The organism is Sphingobium algorifonticola (assembly GCF_004005485.1).
Taxonomy (GTDB): domain Bacteria; phylum Pseudomonadota; class Alphaproteobacteria; order Sphingomonadales; family Sphingomonadaceae; genus Sphingobium; species Sphingobium algorifonticola.
Window position 1 is genome coordinate 98142 of the sequence record NZ_RZUL01000002.1, and the last position, 16571, is coordinate 114712.

Sequence of the window (16571 nt, forward strand, 5' to 3'; positions counted from 1 at the left end):
AATGAGCGACGCGCTGATTGCTACGATTGATGCCGCCTGGGAAGATCGGGCCACTATCGGCCTTTCGACCGCAGGCGCGGTGCGCGATGCCGTGGCGCAGGCCCTTCGCATGCTCGATTCGGGCGAAGCCCGCGTGGCCGAGCCGGTCGCAGAGGGCTGGCGCGTCAACCAGTGGCTCAAGAAGGCGGTACTGCTCTCGTTCCGCCTCAACGACAATATGCTGGTGTCCGGCGGTCCGGGTGGCGGCGTCTGGTGGGACAAGGTGCCCGGCAAGTTCGCCGGATGGGATGAGGCCGCCTTCCGCGCCGCAGGCTTTCGGGCGGTACCAGGCGCGATCGTGCGCGCCGGTGCGCATGTCGCGAAAAATGTCGTGCTGATGCCGAGCTTCGTCAACATCGGCGCGTTTGTGGACGAAGGGACGATGGTCGATACCTGGGTGACGGTGGGGAGCTGCGCGCAGATCGGCAAGAATGTGCATCTGTCCGGGGGCGTCGGGATCGGCGGGGTGCTCGAACCGCTTCAGGCGGACCCGGTCATCATCGAAGACGACTGCTTCATCGGCGCGCGTTCGGAAGTGGTGGAAGGGGTGCGGATCGGCACCGGATCGGTCCTGTCGATGGGCGTGTTCATCACGAAAACGACCAAGATCATCGATCGCAGCACCGGCGAGATCTTCACCGGTTTTGTGCCGCCCTACAGCGTCGTCGTGCCCGGCTCGCTGCCCGGCAAGCCTCTGCCGGATGGTACACCCGGACCCAATCTGGCCTGCGCCGTCATCGTCAAGCGGGTGGATGCCCAGACGCGCGCGAAAACCGCCATCAACGATCTGCTGCGCGACTGAAGCCTGTCGCCGAGAAGTTCAGCCGAACACGCCGCGCGCACGCAGATAGGCTTCGGTGCGGCTGGCAAGCTGCGGGGTCAGCACGATCCTGCGCAACACGGCATCGGGTGGCGTATCCGCCGTCACACGGATAGCGCGCATCGCCGCAGCCCAGCTTGCGCGCGCGGCTGTCCGGTCGCCCGCGGCGGCGTGCGCTACTGCCATGGTCAACTCATAGCCCGGCCGACGATAGCCTTCCGCCACCGGCAGGCTGCGCGCGAACCGCAAGGCGGCCGCACCGTCGCCGCGATCCCCCATGCTGACGAGCAGTGGCATCGCCGTAATGGCGGGCAGGCCGCTGTCGAGCCGCCATGCGCGTTCCAGCGTCTCGACATAGTCCGGGTCGCCGCACTGGAAAAGGAACAGGCCGGTCTGCGCGTGGGCGTGGCTGTTGTACGGATTACGGTCAAGGGCGCGCATCGCGCTGGCTCGGCCGAGATCGCACATTTCGTTCGCATAGGCGGCAACCGCCATCGCCATCGCGGCCTCGGCGGAATAGGGGTCGGCATCGACCGCACGGCGCGCCAGCGAAAGCGCATCGCGCCGCGCGGCGTCGGCCTGTGCCGGATCACCGATGGCATCGCGCAGGCGCAGAATGATCTCCGCCGACAGCGCCGGGCTGAACCCCGGATCGCGCGCCAGCGTCTCGCGCAGGCAGCGCCGCACCGGCGCTGTCATCTCGCTGCGGTTGGCGGTGTAATATTCGGCATAGCGCATCATGCAGGGGAAACCGGGCGCAAAATTGCCGTCCAGTGCGCGCCGTTCGCGGGTGGCAATGATACCGAAGGGCGACATGAGTGCGGCAAACGTCGGACCAAGGGCCTCGCGGATCGACGCACCCCGTTCCAGATCGATACGCTGCGACCATAGTTTCGTGCCTTCGGTACCGTGCCACAGGTTGAGATAGAGCAGCGGCCGATCTTTGCCCACCAGCGTACCCGTCAGGCGATAATGGCTGCGCCGTGCCGCAAGGTCGTCGGCTTTGCGATCGGGATCGTCCGTTGCCGCGCGTACGCTCAGCGCCCAGCTTCGGTGCAGCGCGTCGCCCATGATGCGATCAACGCGCCGGGCCAGTACCGGGTCGGCATCCTCGACGGGCGTTATCGCGGCAAGATCGATGACCGGCGAAGGGACCAGCTTCGCGGGCGTGGGCGCGGCGACGGAGGTGCCGCGCGCTGTCTGCTCCTGCGCTTGCCGCTGGGGCGGCCGCTGGCTGATCCAGACACCGCCGATCAGCAGCACCGCCAGCAAAGCGGCGACCGCGACCGTCAGCGGGCGGCGGAACCAGGGTGTCGGCCGATCATCGTGAACCAGCGGTGCCGGATCGGCCGGCGGCGCCAACCGGTCGACAGGCTGACTCGACCAGAATACGCGATATCCGCCGCTTGGTATATCGAGCCGGATGTCACCCGCTCCCGGCCCGTGGTTCATGTAAAAGCTGGCGATCATGCGGCGCAGCCGACCGACCTGCACCCGTGGATAGCTGTCAGCCTGCGGATCGAAATCAGGATCGCGACCCAGACCGTCGACCGCGACGCCATAGGCTTTCAGCCCGTCACCGCGACCCGCCAGTGTCTCAGTCACCAGGAAACGCAGCAGCCTGCGCATCACGGGCGCGCGCTGGAAAGCCTCGCTGGCGGCTATGCGTTCGGCTTCGGCCTGGCACTGGTCCACGACGTGCTCATCGCGATGCCCGTCCAAACGACTCTCTTCCACCACCCTGCATGCCCCGCACGACTGGCCACGCCGGGTCAGGTAGTGGCCGCGCCAGAACTATACACGGGGAAGGGCCAGGGTGCCAGCCCTCCCAAGGCATGCCTCGCCACCACCACGTTACCGTGACACGGGTGGTTGACACTTGCGGATGCTATCGATTGCGAGGCACCTGCGAACCACCGGGTACGCCATGCGACATGGCGCGCCTATCCATCGCGGCGCATCCTTTCCCCTCGGTCCCTCCCCACAAGGCCGACCGGATGTGCCGATACTGGTGGCGGCTGCAAACGGCCTGCGTCCGAACCCCACACGGATCTGGCGATGGTTGTGGCCTGCCGCCCGGACCGAACATGGAGGAACCCCACCCTCCCCATGTTCGGTCCGGGCCTATTTTTCCGATGGTTGGCTTATTGGGTCCCTGCGCCTACATGCAGAGCAATGCCGCCAGACAATCCCGCCACATTTGCATCCCCGGCTGACGCGCCGCCCGCATGGGCGACGATGCGCCGCTTTTTCGCCTATCTCTGGCCGGCGGACTCTGCGGCGCTGCGGATGCGCGTGGTGTTCGCGATGCTGCTCGTGGTCGCGGCCAAGGCGACTGCTTTCGCGATGCCCTTTGCCTACAAGGCGGCGATCGATCGCATGGCGCCCGGTCTGGAACCGGCGGCGCATCTCGCCATCGCGCTCGTCGGTGTCTACGCGCTCGCCCGTTTCGTATCGGTGGTGTTCGATAATGTCCGCAATGTCGTGTTCGAGCGCGTGGGGCAGGAAGCGACCCGGCGGCTGGCCGAGCATGTGTTCGGCCATCTGCACCGGCTGTCGCTCCGCTTTCATCTCGACCGCAAGACAGGCGCCGTGACGAAAATCGTCGAGCGGGGCACCAAGAGCATCGACACTATGCTCTATTTCCTGCTGTTCAACATAGCGCCGACGGTGCTGGAGCTGGTCGCGGTCTGCATCTATTTCCAGATCAAGTTCGGTTTCGGCATGGTGGCGGCGACGCTCGTCATGGTCGGCCTCTACATCTGGTTCACGCGCACGGTGACCGAGTGGCGCAACCAGTTGCGCCGCGACATGGTGGACCTGGACACCGGGGCAGTCGCGCACGCCGTCGACAGCCTCCTCAATTTCGAGACAGTGAAATATTTCGGTGCCGAAGCACGCGAGGCCGAGCGTTATGGCACGGCGATGCGGCGCTATGCGGCAGCGGCAGTGAAGTCGGAAAACAGCCTGGCATGGCTCAACATCGGCCAGTCGCTCATCACCAATCTGATGATGGCCGGGGCGATGGCCTATACCGTATGGGGGTGGAGCCGGGGCACGTTCAGCACCGGTGACGTGGTACTGGTCAACGGCCTGCTGACACAGCTTTTCCGGCCGCTCGATCTCCTCGGGATGGTCTATCGCACGATCCGGCAGGGGCTGATCGATATGGAGGCGATGTTCGCGCTGGTCGATACGCCGCAGGAAATCCGCGATCTGCCCGATGCGCCCGCGCTGCATGTCGCGCAAGGCGAAGTGCGGTTCGAGGCTGTGCGGTTCGGCTATGATCCGGCGCGCGAAATTCTCCATGGCCTCAGCTTCACGATCCCGGCTGGCAAGACGCTGGCGATCGTCGGTCCCTCCGGCGCGGGCAAATCCACGATCGCGCGGCTGCTGTTCCGCTTTTACGACATTCAGTCGGGGCGCATCCTGATCGACGGACAGGATATCGCGCGAGTGCAGCAGGACAGCCTGCGGGCCGCGATCGGCATCGTGCCGCAGGACATGGTGCTGTTCAACGACACCGTCGGCTACAACATCGGCTATGGCCGGGCCGGGGCGAGCGAGGCGGAAATCGAGGCGGCAGCGCGCGGCGCATCGATCCATGATTTCATCCTGTCCCTGCCTGACGGCTATGCGACGCGTGTGGGCGAGCGCGGCCTCAAGCTTTCCGGCGGCGAGAAGCAGCGAGTGGCCATTGCCCGCACACTGGTCAAGAACCCGCCGATCCTGGTCCTCGACGAGGCCACCAGCGCGCTCGACAGCCGGACGGAAGAGGCGATCCAGGGCGTGCTGGGGGAAATCGCGCGGCGGCGCACGACGATCATCGTGGCGCATCGCCTCTCTACCGTTGTGGACGCGGACGAGATACTGATGCTGGATGCCGGTCAGATCGCCGAACGTGGCACCCATCAGCAGCTGTTGCGGGCAGGCGGCCTCTATGCAGCGATGTGGGCGCGACAGGCACAGGAGCGTGCATCGGGGGATGCCGCGGTGGGGGAAGCTGTGGAGGCGTAACATCTTCAGATGCGCTGCGTCCCCAGCGCAGTCGAGGGAAAGGCCGCGCAGAGCGTGACCCGCTGTCTCGACTTCGCTTAACACGAACGGCATTTTCTGGTCCTGGACGCTTCCCCTTGACCATCCTGGCCGCTAAGCCGCCGCCAATGCCTCGCGATCCGCGCCAGCTTCTTCACGACATCTTCGGCTTTCCCGCCTTTCGCGGCGTGCAGGAAGCCGTGGTCGCGCGCGTCATGGCAGGGCAGCGGACGCTGGCGATCATGCCGACCGGCGCGGGCAAGTCGCTCTGCTATCAGCTTCCCGCCGTCGCACTGGAGGGATGCTGTGTCGTCGTTTCGCCGCTGATCGCGCTGATGCATGACCAGTTGCGCGCGGCGCAGGCCGTCGGCATCCGCGCCGCCAGCCTGACCAGCGTCGACGCGGACTGGCGCGAGACGCAGGCGCGCTATCGGGACGGCGACCTCGACCTGCTGTATGTCGCGCCGGAACGGGCGAGCGGGGAAGGTTTCCGGTCCCTGCTGCGGTCCGCGCCGCCCGCCCTGTTCGCGATCGACGAGGCGCATTGCGTGTCCGAATGGGGGCATGATTTCCGCCCCGACTATCGTCTGCTGCGCCCGCTGCTCGATGCTTTTCCCGATGTGCCGCGCCTTGCGCTGACCGCGACGGCGGATGCGCATACCCGCACGGATATTCTGCATCAACTCGGCATAGCCGCCGATGGCATGATCATATCGGGCTTCGACCGGCCCAACATCCGCTATGCCGTGCATCCCCGCGATGGCTTCACCGCGCAGATTGCCGATCTGCTGGCGACGCAGCCGGGACCGGGCATCATCTATGCGCAGACGCGCGCAGCCACGGAGAAAATGGCCGCCAGCCTTTCCGCAAAGGGCAGGCGGGAGGTGCGCGCCTATCACGCCGGGCTGGACCCGGCAGTAAGGAGCGCCAATCAGGCCGCTTTCATCGCCAGCGAGGATATGGTGATGGTGGCGACGGTGGCGTTCGGCATGGGCATCGACAAGCCGGACGTGCGCTTCGTCGCCCATGCGGGCCTGCCCAAGTCGATCGAAGGCTATTATCAGGAATCGGGTCGCGCCGGGCGTGACGGCGAACCGGCGGAGGCGCATCTGTTCTGGGGCGCGGAGGATTTCGCCCGCGCCCGCCAGCGCATCTTCGAGCTGGAGGAGGCGCGGCAGGGGGGCGAGCGCACGCGCATTGCCGCGCTGGGTGCGCTGGTCGAGACCGGCGGGTGTCGCCGTGCGGTGCTGCTGCGCCATTTCGGGGAGGATCCGCCTGCGACCTGCGGCAATTGCGACAATTGCCTGTCGCCGCCCGCCAGCATCGACGCGACCGAGACCGCGCGCAAGTTTCTGTCCGCCGTCTATCGTACCGGGCAGAGCTTCGGCGTCCAGCATATCGAGGCGGTGCTGACCGGCGCGCCGAACGACAAGGTGCGGCAGCGCGGTCACGACAGATTGTCGGTCTCGGGCATCGTTTCGGGCGAGGAGGTGGCGTTGCTGCGCCCGGTGTCGCGCGCGCTGCGGATCCGCGATGCGCTGGAAACGAACGAACATGGCGGGCTGATGCTTGGCCCCCATGCCCGGCCGATATTGCGGGGGGAAGAGACGGTGTCGCTGGTACTGCCGCCCAGGCGGACGCGTCGCCGCACCGCCCGCGACGGCGCGGCAAACCCGAGCGACGATCCGCTGTTCGACGCTCTGCGCGCCTGCCGCCGCGAACTGGCGCAGGAGGCCGGGGTGCCGCCCTATGTCATCTTCCACGATTCCACCTTGCGCGAAATGGCGCAGTATCGCCCCGACAGCCTGTCCGCATTGGGCACCATCAGCGGCGTCGGCACGCGCAAGCTGGAGGCTTATGGCGACGCGTTCCTGGCGATATTGCGCCGCTTCGCTTGAAAGCGGGGCGGCTTTTCGGCATGGCAGGGGGCGCCATTGTAACGAAGGATGCGCCCATGTTCCGCCAGATCACCGATACGCTCTATGTCGCGCCGCAGATCGACGTCGGTCAGGTTGCAGAGGCGCAGGCGCTGGGCATCACGATGATCGTCAACAATCGGCCCGAAGGCGAGGAGCCGGGTCAGACGACGGGTGACGCGATCGAAGCGGCGGCCCAGGCGGCGGGCATGGCCTATGTCGCCGTGCCGGTGACCCATGCCGGCTTTGCCCCATGGCAGCTCGACCAGATGGGCGCGGCGCTGGACGCAGCGGGTGCGGGAAAGACATTGGCCTATTGCCGCTCCGGCACCCGCAGCACGTTGCTCTGGGCGCTGACGCGCGCGCGCGCAGGCGACGACCCGGAGATACTGTCGGCACAGGCGGCGGCGGCAGGTTATGACCTGTCCCCGATCCGCCAGATCATGGATGCGGTACGCGCCGGGTAGCGCCTAGAGCACGTCGCCGAACATCAGCCAGACGAGGGCGAACCAGGCGAACAGGCCGACGACGCCCATCATCACGACGAAACGTTCGCGTATCCAGATTATCAAACCGGGCCGATCGGGATCGTGCGGATCATCCATATCCGTAGATCAGTCGCGGTCGGGCGCACCGAGCGGGAAATAGCCGCGATAGGGGCGGGCTTCCTCCACAGCGCGGGCGAAAGAGGGGCGGGCCAGCAGTTGCGCCCGGTAATCCCGCAAGCGGGGGAAAGCAGCATCGATCGGGTGTACCCAGTCGGCATAGAACAGCGACGGCGCGGCGGCGCAATCGGCAAGCGTGAAATCCGCGCCTGCCGCCCATGTCCGTCCGGTCAGGCGCTGCTCCAGCCAAGCATAAGCAGTGTCAAGCGCCGCACAGGCCTTCGTCATTGCTTCCTCGCTGCGATCGCCTTGTGATCGCAGCGCCTCGGTCACTGGGCCTTGCATCGGTGTCATGACATAATGGTCGAAGAACCTGTCCATGAACCGCGCCTCCAGCGCCGCTGCGCGATCGTCGGGCAGCAGACGGACCGACCCGCCATGATTCTGGTCCAGATATTCGATGATGATGCTGGTTTCGGCGATCGTCCTGTCACCATCGACCAGTACGGGAAAGCGCCCGATCGGCCATAGCGCCGCCAGTTCCTCGCCCGCGCCCTGCTCCTCCAGATGGCGGTAGGTGAAGGGGATGTCGTTCTCCCACAGGGCAATCAGCACCTTCTGGCAGTAGGAGGAAAAGGGGTGAGCATAGAGCGTCAGCGGCATCGGTGCATTCCTTGCGTCACGGCAAAGCTGCGTCGGCTGTCGCTTGGTGCTTCACAGTCGTGCCGTAATAGGTAGCGCAAGCGGCATCATGGCCATAGGCAATCGATCTGTGCGCTATACTCTGCATGGCGGATGTCCCTTGTGGCGGATCAGCTTATCCTGACGGTGGCGTTGCGCAAGTCAGTCAGTACGATTTGATGCCCCATGCATCATACAAAAAAGGGGCCGATGCTTGCGCACCGGCCCGAGTGTGTTCGCAGGAGGAACAGCGTGTGGCGGGCGGGTCGTTTGGTCTGACCCGCCCTGCCGAAGCCTTAGTAGTTGTAAGCGCGTTCGCCGTGGCTGGAGAGGTCGAGACCTTCCTGCTCGGCATCGACCGAGGGACGAAGCCCGATGGTCTTGTCGATGACGAAGAAGATGATCGCACTGCCCACGCCCGAGAAAACCAGCGTGAAAAGCACCGCCTTGATCTGCGTCACGACCTGTGTCGAGATCGAGTAGCTGGCTGCGTCGAAGCCGGCCGGGAACACCGTGTAGTCGAATACGCCCTGTCCACCGAGCGCCGGCGATGCGACGATGCCGGTGGCGATGGCACCGACGATGCCCCCGATGCAATGCACCCCGAACACGTCCAGGCTGTCATCATAACCGAGCTTGCCCTTGATGGACGCCACGAACAGATAACAGATCGGCGACACCACGAAGCCGAGCACAATCGACGTCATCGGCGCGCCAAGACCGGCGGCAGGCGTGATGGCAACGAGGCCAGCGACCGCACCGGTGACGGCCCCCAGCAAGGACGGCTTGCCGTGGTGGAACTGTTCGACCAGTGCCCAGCTGACTGCCGCCGCGCAGGTGGCGACCATGGTGTTGATGAAGGCAACACCCGTGACGGCGTTGGATTCTAGGTTGGACCCGGCGTTGAAGCCGAACCAGCCGACCCACAGCAGGCTGGCACCGATCATCGTCATGACCAGCGAGTGCGGTGGCATCGGTTCCTTGGGATAGCCCACGCGCTTGCCGATGATGAGGCATCCGACGAGGCCCGCGATACCGGCATTGATGTGCACCACGGTGCCGCCGGCAAAGTCGAGCGCCCCCCAGCCCCACAGCAGACCGGCATCGGTCGGCGCGTCGGCCAGGAAGTCGGGTCCGGCCCAGTACCATACCATGTGCGCCATCGGGAAATAGATGAGCGTGAGCCACACGACCACGAACACGATCAGCGCCGAGAACTTTACGCGCTCGGCGAACGCGCCGACGATCAGTGCCGGCGTAATCATGGCGAATGTCATCTGGAACACCACGAACACAAGCTCGGGCAGATAGATGTTGTTGCTGAACGTTGCGGCGAACGTGGAGCTTGAGACATTCGCGAGGAATATCTTGTCCAGCCCGCCGACGATGGCGGGAAACGGCGTGTTGGTTGACGTGAAGGCCAGTGAATAGCCCCAGCTTACCCAGACGAGGCCCGCGACCGAAACGATCATAAAGACCTGCATCAGGACGGACAGCATGTTCTTGCTGCGGACGAGGCCACCATAGAACAGGGCAAGACCCGGGATGGACATCATCAGCACCAAGGCTGCGGAAATCAGCATCCAGGCGACATCACCCTTGTCGACCATACCGGCCATCTGTTCGACGGTCGGTGCCTTGATTGGACCGGCCCATGCCGGTGCCGCGGCGAACAGGGAAGCGGCCATCGCCCCCGCAGCGCCGCAAAGTTTCTTGGAAACAGTCATCATTCCCCCTTCCTTACAGCGCGGTTTCGCCGGTCTCGCCGGTGCGGATACGCACGGCCTGACCCACGTCGAGAACGAAAATCTTGCCATCGCCGATCGCACCGCTGTTTGCGGCCTGCTGCGTCGCTTCGACGACGCGCGGTGCGAGATCGTCGTCACAGACCACCTCGATCTTGATCTTCGGAACCATGTTCGTGGAATATTCCGCGCCGCGATAGATTTCGGTCTGGCCTTTCTGGCGGCCAAAGCCCTTCACTTCGCTGACCGTCATGCCCGCGATGCCCAGCGCCGACAGCGCCTCCCTTACATCGTCGAGCTTGAACGGCTTGATGATAGCCATGACAAGTTTCATGTCGCCCCCTTATTCTGGTGTGCAGAGGGATATCAGCAAGAGCCGTGCCAGTTTCTAAAGGAAGCGTTAACGGGAGGTCTGACCGCGACAGACCGAGTCGCGTCGCTGAAAAATTGTGCAACGCAAAATTACTGCCTGTTTTTTGGGCAGTGCGAGACAAGCGATTCTATTCTGTCATGCTGAACTTGGTTCAGCATCCATTCGCGCTGACGGTGAAATGACGCCCCAAAATAGGAACCTATGGACCCCCAACTTTCGTCAGGATGACGCGTAGGAAAATGCAATAGGCCGTCTTACGCCGCGGTGCCTCCCACGGTCAGGCCTTCCATGAGCAGCGTCGGCTGGCCGACACCTGCGGGGACGCTCTGACCGCCCTTGCCGCACATGCCGATGCCTTCGTCCAGCGCCATGTCGTTGCCGATGCCCATCACTTTGGTGAGCGCCGTGGGGCCATCGCCAATCAGGGTCGCGCCCTTGATCGGATCGCCGATCTTTCCGTTCACCACCCGATAGGCCTCGGTGCAACTGAACACGAACTTGCCCGAAACGATATCGACCTGCCCGCCGCCGAAGCTCTTGGCGAAAATGCCGTTCTGAACGCGGCTGAGCAATTCCGCCGGATCGTCGTTGCCGCCACGCATGAAGGTGTTGGTCATGCGCGGCATCGGCGCATGGGCATAGCTTTCGCGCCGGCCGTTGCCGGTGGGCGCTACGCCCATCAGCCGCGCGTTCAGCCTGTCCTGCATATAGCCGCGCAAGATGCCGTCCTCGATCAGGATATTCTCCTGTGTCGGCGTGCCTTCATCGTCGATGCTGAGCGATCCGCGTCGGTCGGCGATGCTGCCGTCATCCACAACCGTCACGCCGGGCGCGGCAACGCGCTGGCCGATGCGGCCGGAAAAAGCCGAAGTCCCCTTGCGGTTGAAATCGCCTTCGAGGCCATGGCCGATCGCCTCGTGCAGGACGATACCGGGCCAGCCGGGACCGAGCAGCACGGTCATCTCCCCCGCCGGTGCGGCAACCGACGACAGATTGACGCGGGCCTGCGCAAGGGCCTCGTCGATCGCCCGGTTCCAGATTTCGGGGGCCATCACGCGGTCGTAGAGATAGCGGCCGCCCATGCCGAACACGCCGGATTCGCGGCGGCCGTTTTCTTCCAGAATGATCGAGACGTTGAGGCGGACGAGCGGCCGGACATCGGTTGCGACGAAGCCGTCGGCGCGCACCACTTCGATCACGGACCAGCTTCCCGCCAGGCTGACGGACACCTGCGCGACGCGCGGATCGCGGGCGCGGGCCGCAGCGTCGATCTCGGCGCACAGCGCGACTTTCTCCGCAAAGGGCACGATCTCCATCGGATTGGCGTCGGTGTAGAGATGGCGGTTGGTCCGCTGCGGCGGGGCGGCAGGGGATGCAGTCGCGGGATCGAGCAACGTCAGCGTTTCCGCCGCGCGGCGGATGGCCGCCTCGCTGATGTCGTTGGCATGGGCAAAGCCCGTCATTTCGCCCGAGACGCCACGCAGCCCGAAACCGGCTTCGGTCGAATAATCGGCGGTTTTCAGTCGCCCGTCATCGAAGCCGAAGCTCTCCGACGCGCGATATTGCAGATAGAGTTCGCCATCGTCGCACTGGCCCAGCGCCTGCGCCGTCAGGCGGCGCGCGCCATCGGGATCAAGCAGGCCGTCACGATAGAGAAAGCCGCGGGCATCGGTGAACCGGGAAGTGATATCGATCATGGAGAGGGATATAGGTGTCGTTGTCCGTCAACGCCAACTTCTAATTCCGTTCGGGCTGAGCGCAGTCGAAGCCCTTTCCCGAGCGATAGCGAACGAAGCCTCGCTATCCGCTCGGCAGAACCCCCTTCGACTGCCCGCCTGCGGCAGGCGCTCAGGACAGGCTTCGACTTCGCTCAGGGCGAACGGAATGGAGAAATGTTAAACACTCGCTCCCGAAGCCACGTCGGGCAGTGCGCCATGACTCGCGCCGTCCGCCGGACCGCCGATCAGCACGAACCGACGATCGCAATAGCCGCAATCGACATAGCCCTTTTCATCGATTTCCAGGAACACGCGCGGATGGCCGAGGGCGGCGGGAATGTCCCCCGATCCGTCGCAGGACACACGGGGTTTTGCAGTGCGGAGGATTTCGGGCGGCTGGATCATGCGGGGGCCATATCATCGCCCGTGGTGCGCCGCAATATAGCGCCTGCTCGACCTGCCGGTTTCACCGCGCTAAGAGCATCGTTCATGAGCACCGCATCGCACTCCGCGCCCGAACCGGCGATCGTCATCGACAATCTGACCAAGGTCTACAAGACACGCGACGGCGCGGGCAAGCTGGCGCTCGACCATGTGTCGTTCGATGTGCCGCGCGGGCAGATTTTCGGGCTGCTCGGGCCCAATGGCGCCGGCAAGTCGACGCTGATCAACATTCTTTCGGGCATGGTGAAGAAAACCGGCGGCACGGCGCGCATCTGGGGCTTCGACATCGATGCCAATCCGCGCAATGCCAAGAACTCGATCGGCATCGTGCCGCAGGAAATCGTGTTCGATCCCTTTTTCACGCCGTTCGAGACGCTGGAAAATCAGGCTGGTTTCTATGGCGTACCGAAGGCGCGGCGCAACAGTGCCGCTCTGCTGCGGGCGGTGCATCTGGAGGACAAGGCGAACGCCTATGCCCGCACGCTGTCGGGCGGCATGAAGCGGCGGCTGCTGGTGGCCAAGGCGATGGTGCACGCACCCCCGATCCTGGTGCTGGACGAGCCGACAGCCGGCGTCGATATCCAGTTGCGGCAGCAGCTCTGGGCCTATGTGAAGCAGTTGAACGACCAGGGCGTCACCATCGTGCTGACGACGCATTATCTGGAGGAAGCCGAACAGTTGTGCGACCGGATCGCCATCATCAACCACGGCCGCCTGATCGCCGACAAGCCGACCCGCGAGCTGGTCGGCATGGCGACGGAGAAAGTGGTGCAGGTCACGGTGGACCGCGATCTTGTCGAAGCGCCGATGCACCCCCGCTTCGAGAAAGTGGAGCTGACCGGCGGGCGTGTGCTCAGCATCACTTATGCCAAGGACAAGGCGAATGCGGGCGACGTGCTGAGCGCGGTGCAGTCCATGGGGTTACAGATCGTCGACGTGGTGACGCGCGACCCCGATCTGGAAGACGTGTTCCTGAACCTGACGGCGGCGGCGGCCTGAAACGCTGCGGCCTCTCTTCCGTTCGGGCTGAGCTTGTCGAAGCCCTTGCCTGAGCGTAGTCGAAGGCAGAAACACCCTCACTGCGTTCGGCATGGCCCTTCGACAGGCTCAGGGCGAACGGCATAAAAGACAGCGCCAGGAAGACGATGCCCACCCATCAATACGACGTCATCATCATCGGTTCCGGTGCAGCGGGCCTGACCGCCGCGATCACGCTGGCGCAGGACAAGCGCGTGCTGGTGCTTGCCAAGGGCGCGCTGGATGGCGGATCGACCAATTGGGCGCAGGGCGGGATCGCCGCGGTGCTCGATGGCGGCGACAGCTTTGCCGAGCATGTCGAGGACACCATGGTCGCGGGCGCGGGCCTCAACAACCGCGAGACCGTCGAGTTCGTCGTCGAGAATGCGCCCGCCGCGATCGAGCGGCTCGCCGAACTGGGCGTGCCGTTCAATGCGGGCGAGGGTTTCGGCGAACGCTGGCACCTGACACAGGAAGGCGGGCACAGCCATCGCCGTATCGTGCATGTCGACGACGCGACCGGCGCGGCGGTACAGCGCGCGCTGGTGAAGGCGGCGCAGGCCAATCCCAACATCACGCTGATGAGCGACATGGTCGCCATCGACCTCATCACGTCCCGCCATGGCGAACGTTTCTCGGGCGACGGCCATGTGTGGGGCGTCTATGCCTTCAACAAGAAAAGCAAACATGTCGACGCGCTGATCGGCAAGGCGACGATCCTGGCGACAGGCGGGGCAGGGCGCACCTATCTGTTTTCGACCGCGCCGCGCGGGGCGACGGGGGACGGGATCGCCATGGCCTGGCGCGCGGGCTGTCGCGTGTCGAACATGGAAATGAACCAGTTTCACCCGACCTGCCTCTACAATCTGGAGGTCAAGAACTTCCTGATTACCGAAGCGATGCGCGGCGAGGGCGGCAAGCTGAAGCTGCCCCCCGGCGTGCCCGGTGGTGGCAAGCGTTTCATGGACCGGCACGATCCGCGCGGGGAAATGGCGCCGCGCGACGTGGTGGCACGCGCGATTGACCATGAGATCAAGCGTCTGGGCCTCGATTATGTTCATCTCGACATCAGCCATAAGCCGGAAGCGTTCATCAAGGAGCATTTCCCGACCATTTACGCGCGGCTGCTCGATCTCGACATCGACATCACCAAGGAGCCGATCCCGGTCGTCCCGGCGCAGCATTACACCTGCGGCGGGGTGGTGATCGATCTGGACGGGCGCACCGACCTGCCGGGGCTGTATGCTGCGGGCGAAGTGACCGAAAGCGGGCTGCATGGCGCCAACCGCCTTGCGTCCAACTCGCTGCTCGAATGTTTCGTCTTCGGCGAGGCGGCGGCAAAGCATATTCTTGCGCATTGGGATGCCCTGCCGGATGCGCCGCCGATCCGTGCGTGGGACGAGAGCCGCGTCACCGATTCGGATGAGGAAGTGATCGTGCAGCACAACTGGCGCGAAATCCGCCGCTTCATGTGGGATTATGTCGGCATCGTGCGGACAACCAAGCGGCTGGAGCGGGCCAAGCATCGCATCGACCTGCTCGCACAGGAAGTGGACGATTATTACGGCAATTTCCGCGTGACGCCGGACCTGATCGAGCTGCGCAACCTGCTCGAAGTGGCGCGGCTGATCGTACGGTCCGCCCTGCACCGCAAGGAAAGCCGCGGGCTGCATTATATATTGGATTATCCCGAAACGCTGCCGCAAGCGGTGGATACGGTACTGGTGCCATAGAGTGAAGCCCCTCCCCTTCAGGGGAGGGGTTGGGGTGGGGCATGTAATTGCGTCGATTGGCTTCGCCAGCGATTGCGAAGGGCAATCGCACCCACCCCAACCCCTCCCTTGAAAGGGAGGGGCTATAAGAAAGCTACCCCCTCAAAAACCCCCGCAACACCGTCGCAAACCGTGCGGGCTGGTCCGCCATGATGACATGGCCGCTGGGGCCGATGGGCGTCAGCAGTGCGCCTTTCGCGGGCGCATAGGCGGTGCGATAACGCGCCATCTGCGCCTGTCGCTGCTGCGCATCGCTGCCAACGGCATAGGCCACCTGCAGCGGCGCCCGCAGTGTCTTGAGGCGGGGGCCAAGGTCGGTCTGCGCCAGTTCGCGCAACGCGGTGGCGATTACGTCCGGGTCGCTGCCTTTCGCGCCAGGCTGCTGCCGCACGATGTCGGCGAACAATTGCCGCCCCGCCTTCGTGCCGGTGAAATAGCCGCTGAGCTGATCCGCCAGATAGCCCATGCCGCTGGTCGTGCCGCCCACCATGCCCGCGCCGTCGGGCAGCATATCGACCACCATGACCCGCCCGATCGCGGGGGCTGGTCGCATCGCCAGCAGCATCGCCAGGGTGCCGCCCATCGAATGGCCCACCACGGCCGGGCGGACGAGCTTTGCCTGTGTGATGTACGCGGCGATGTCGGTGACGAGCGGTGCGATCAGCGGGCCAGACCTGTTCGCGTCGGGCGGCAATCCGGCAAAGCCGCGCACCTGGACGAGGTGATAGCGATAGCCCGTTACCGCGGCGATCGTGCCCGCCCACACGCCGGGGCCGCTGGCTAGGCCGGGGATCAGCAGCACATCCGGTCCCGTGCCACGCACCGTCACGCTGATGCGGCGCGAGGCGAAAGCGGCGGCCTGCGCTGCGTCGGCGCAGCCAAAGGCGAGCAGCGTCGCTGCACCGGTCAGCCAGTCACGGCGATTGAGGATCGGGGGCGTCATGCCGCCTTCCTGTGGGCGCCGGTCTGAACCTGCCATGAGCCGCGCGGCTAGACGAGGCCCAGCCGCGCCAGTTCGCCCAGCATGGCAGGCGGCAACTGCCCCGCGCCGTCGCTGTCCGCGCCCAGATCGGCGGGCGCATCCTTGCCTTCCATATAGCGCCAGCCCTGGTGGGCGCGCTTCGGGCGGCCCTGCACCGCGATCAGGCGCGGTTCGAGGCGTATCCAGTGGCGGCCCTCCGGCGTGGGTTCAAAGCCGATGATCGGGCTGCGGCCGACGATCATGTGGGCATGGATCCAGTAGAGCGACCCGCCCGCCATCTCCGCCACGCGCTTGGGCAGATAGCGGGTCGTCAGCCGCGCCTCGCCCAGCGGACCGTGGGATTCGAGCCAGGCGCGCAGCGTGTCCGGGCTTTCGCTGCTGAAGGCAATCTTGGTCATGTGAAGCGGCATTGCATCCAGATGGC

General features: G+C 65.0%; 15 protein-coding genes. 6 read left to right on the forward strand and 9 right to left on the reverse strand.

From position 1 onward, the window contains the following. Window position 1 precedes the first annotated feature (1 nt). A complete protein-coding gene (gene dapD, locus ENE74_RS05545; RefSeq protein ID WP_127689714.1) occupies window positions 2-841 on the forward strand; it encodes a 2,3,4,5-tetrahydropyridine-2,6-dicarboxylate N-succinyltransferase in 840 nt (279 codons plus the stop codon). 18 nt (window positions 842-859) lie between these two features. Here the strand turns inward: dapD and ENE74_RS05550 are convergent, their stop codons facing one another. Then, a complete protein-coding gene (locus ENE74_RS05550) occupies window positions 860-2554 on the reverse strand; it encodes a hypothetical protein (RefSeq protein ID WP_164847385.1) in 1695 nt (564 codons plus the stop codon). Window positions 2555-3034: 480 nt separating this feature from the next. On the opposite strand from ENE74_RS05550, the gene ENE74_RS05555 reads away from it, so the two are divergent. The 3 genes from ENE74_RS05555 to ENE74_RS05565 all read left to right on the forward strand — a co-directional run bounded on the left by ENE74_RS05555 (window position 3035) and on the right by ENE74_RS05565 (window position 7277). Continuing rightward, window positions 3035-4876 carry an ABCB family ABC transporter ATP-binding protein/permease gene (locus ENE74_RS05555; RefSeq protein WP_127689718.1) on the forward strand — a complete coding sequence of 614 codons (1842 nt, stop codon included), beginning with the start codon at window positions 3035-3037 and terminating at the stop codon, window positions 4874-4876. 146 nt (window positions 4877-5022) lie between these two features. Then, entirely contained in the window at window positions 5023-6792 is a 1770-nt protein-coding gene (gene recQ / locus ENE74_RS05560; RefSeq protein ID WP_127689720.1) for a DNA helicase RecQ, read from the forward strand. Between the two features lie 56 nt (window positions 6793-6848). After that, window positions 6849-7277, forward strand: coding sequence for a protein tyrosine phosphatase family protein (locus tag ENE74_RS05565; RefSeq protein WP_127689722.1), 429 nt, complete (start codon window positions 6849-6851; stop codon window positions 7275-7277). A gap of 3 nt (window positions 7278-7280) precedes the next feature. Here ENE74_RS05565 and ENE74_RS18635 read toward each other — a convergent pair whose 3' ends face one another. The 6 genes from ENE74_RS18635 to ENE74_RS05590 form a co-directional block, all read right to left on the reverse strand. Then, the gene (locus tag ENE74_RS18635; protein ID WP_277601357.1) at window positions 7281-7415 is read right to left on the reverse strand and encodes a hypothetical protein; all 135 of its coding nucleotides are present in this window, start codon (window positions 7413-7415) and stop codon (window positions 7281-7283) included. Window positions 7416-7424: 9 nt separating this feature from the next. Continuing rightward, window positions 7425-8078 (reverse strand): glutathione S-transferase family protein, encoded by a 654-nt coding sequence (locus ENE74_RS05570; RefSeq protein WP_127689724.1) that lies wholly within the window; start codon window positions 8076-8078, stop codon window positions 7425-7427. Window positions 8079-8392: 314 nt separating this feature from the next. Continuing rightward, window positions 8393-9823, reverse strand: a complete 1431-nt coding sequence (locus tag ENE74_RS05575) for an ammonium transporter (protein ID WP_127690548.1) — start codon at window positions 9821-9823, stop codon at window positions 8393-8395. A 13-nt stretch (window positions 9824-9836) separates the two neighbouring features. Then, window positions 9837-10175 carry a P-II family nitrogen regulator gene (locus ENE74_RS05580; protein ID WP_127689725.1) on the reverse strand — a complete coding sequence of 113 codons (339 nt, stop codon included), beginning with the start codon at window positions 10173-10175 and terminating at the stop codon, window positions 9837-9839. 293 nt (window positions 10176-10468) lie between these two features. Beyond that, a complete protein-coding gene (gene tldD, locus ENE74_RS05585) occupies window positions 10469-11911 on the reverse strand; it encodes a metalloprotease TldD (protein ID WP_127689727.1) in 1443 nt (480 codons plus the stop codon). A gap of 198 nt (window positions 11912-12109) precedes the next feature. Next, a complete protein-coding gene (locus ENE74_RS05590) occupies window positions 12110-12337 on the reverse strand; it encodes a zinc-finger domain-containing protein (protein WP_127689729.1) in 228 nt (75 codons plus the stop codon). An 84-nt stretch (window positions 12338-12421) separates the two neighbouring features. On the opposite strand from ENE74_RS05590, the gene ENE74_RS05595 reads away from it, so the two are divergent. Then, entirely contained in the window at window positions 12422-13375 is a 954-nt protein-coding gene (locus tag ENE74_RS05595; protein WP_127689730.1) for an ABC transporter ATP-binding protein, read from the forward strand. Window positions 13376-13521: 146 nt separating this feature from the next. Next, the gene (gene nadB / locus ENE74_RS05600; RefSeq protein ID WP_127689732.1) at window positions 13522-15126 is read left to right on the forward strand and encodes an L-aspartate oxidase; all 1605 of its coding nucleotides are present in this window, start codon (window positions 13522-13524) and stop codon (window positions 15124-15126) included. Window positions 15127-15259: 133 nt separating this feature from the next. Here the strand turns inward: nadB and ENE74_RS05605 are convergent, their stop codons facing one another. Further along, complete coding sequence (locus ENE74_RS05605) at window positions 15260-16108, reverse strand: alpha/beta fold hydrolase (RefSeq protein ID WP_127689734.1); 849 nt, start codon at window positions 16106-16108, stop codon at window positions 15260-15262. A 47-nt stretch (window positions 16109-16155) separates the two neighbouring features. Further along, on the reverse strand, window positions 16156-16557 hold the full coding sequence (locus ENE74_RS05610; protein ID WP_127689735.1) for a DUF1489 domain-containing protein: 402 nt from the start codon (window positions 16555-16557) through the stop codon (window positions 16156-16158). Between the last annotated feature and the right edge of the window lie 14 nt (window positions 16558-16571).

What these genes read in the sequence shown, in the direction of transcription:
- ENE74_RS18635 (WP_277601357.1), bottom strand. Translation starts at nt 7,415, where the DNA reads ATGGATGATCCGCACGATCCCGATCGGCCCGGTTTGATAATCTGGATA.
- nadB (WP_127689732.1), top strand. Translation starts at nt 13,522, where the DNA reads ATGCCCACCCATCAATACGACGTCATCATCATCGGTTCCGGTGCAGCG.
- ENE74_RS05565 (WP_127689722.1), top strand. Translation starts at nt 6,849, where the DNA reads ATGTTCCGCCAGATCACCGATACGCTCTATGTCGCGCCGCAGATCGAC.
- ENE74_RS05595 (WP_127689730.1), top strand. Translation starts at nt 12,422, where the DNA reads ATGAGCACCGCATCGCACTCCGCGCCCGAACCGGCGATCGTCATCGAC.
- ENE74_RS05590 (WP_127689729.1), bottom strand. Translation starts at nt 12,337, where the DNA reads ATGATCCAGCCGCCCGAAATCCTCCGCACTGCAAAACCCCGTGTGTCC.
- dapD (WP_127689714.1), top strand. Translation starts at nt 2, where the DNA reads ATGAGCGACGCGCTGATTGCTACGATTGATGCCGCCTGGGAAGATCGG.
- ENE74_RS05570 (WP_127689724.1), bottom strand. Translation starts at nt 8,078, where the DNA reads ATGCCGCTGACGCTCTATGCTCACCCCTTTTCCTCCTACTGCCAGAAG.
- ENE74_RS05580 (WP_127689725.1), bottom strand. Translation starts at nt 10,175, where the DNA reads ATGAAACTTGTCATGGCTATCATCAAGCCGTTCAAGCTCGACGATGTA.
- ENE74_RS05610 (WP_127689735.1), bottom strand. Translation starts at nt 16,557, where the DNA reads ATGCCGCTTCACATGACCAAGATTGCCTTCAGCAGCGAAAGCCCGGAC.
- ENE74_RS05575 (WP_127690548.1), bottom strand. Translation starts at nt 9,823, where the DNA reads ATGACTGTTTCCAAGAAACTTTGCGGCGCTGCGGGGGCGATGGCCGCT.
- tldD (WP_127689727.1), bottom strand. Translation starts at nt 11,911, where the DNA reads ATGATCGATATCACTTCCCGGTTCACCGATGCCCGCGGCTTTCTCTAT.
- ENE74_RS05605 (WP_127689734.1), bottom strand. Translation starts at nt 16,108, where the DNA reads ATGACGCCCCCGATCCTCAATCGCCGTGACTGGCTGACCGGTGCAGCG.
- ENE74_RS05555 (WP_127689718.1), top strand. Translation starts at nt 3,035, where the DNA reads ATGCCGCCAGACAATCCCGCCACATTTGCATCCCCGGCTGACGCGCCG.
- recQ (WP_127689720.1), top strand. Translation starts at nt 5,023, where the DNA reads ATGCCTCGCGATCCGCGCCAGCTTCTTCACGACATCTTCGGCTTTCCC.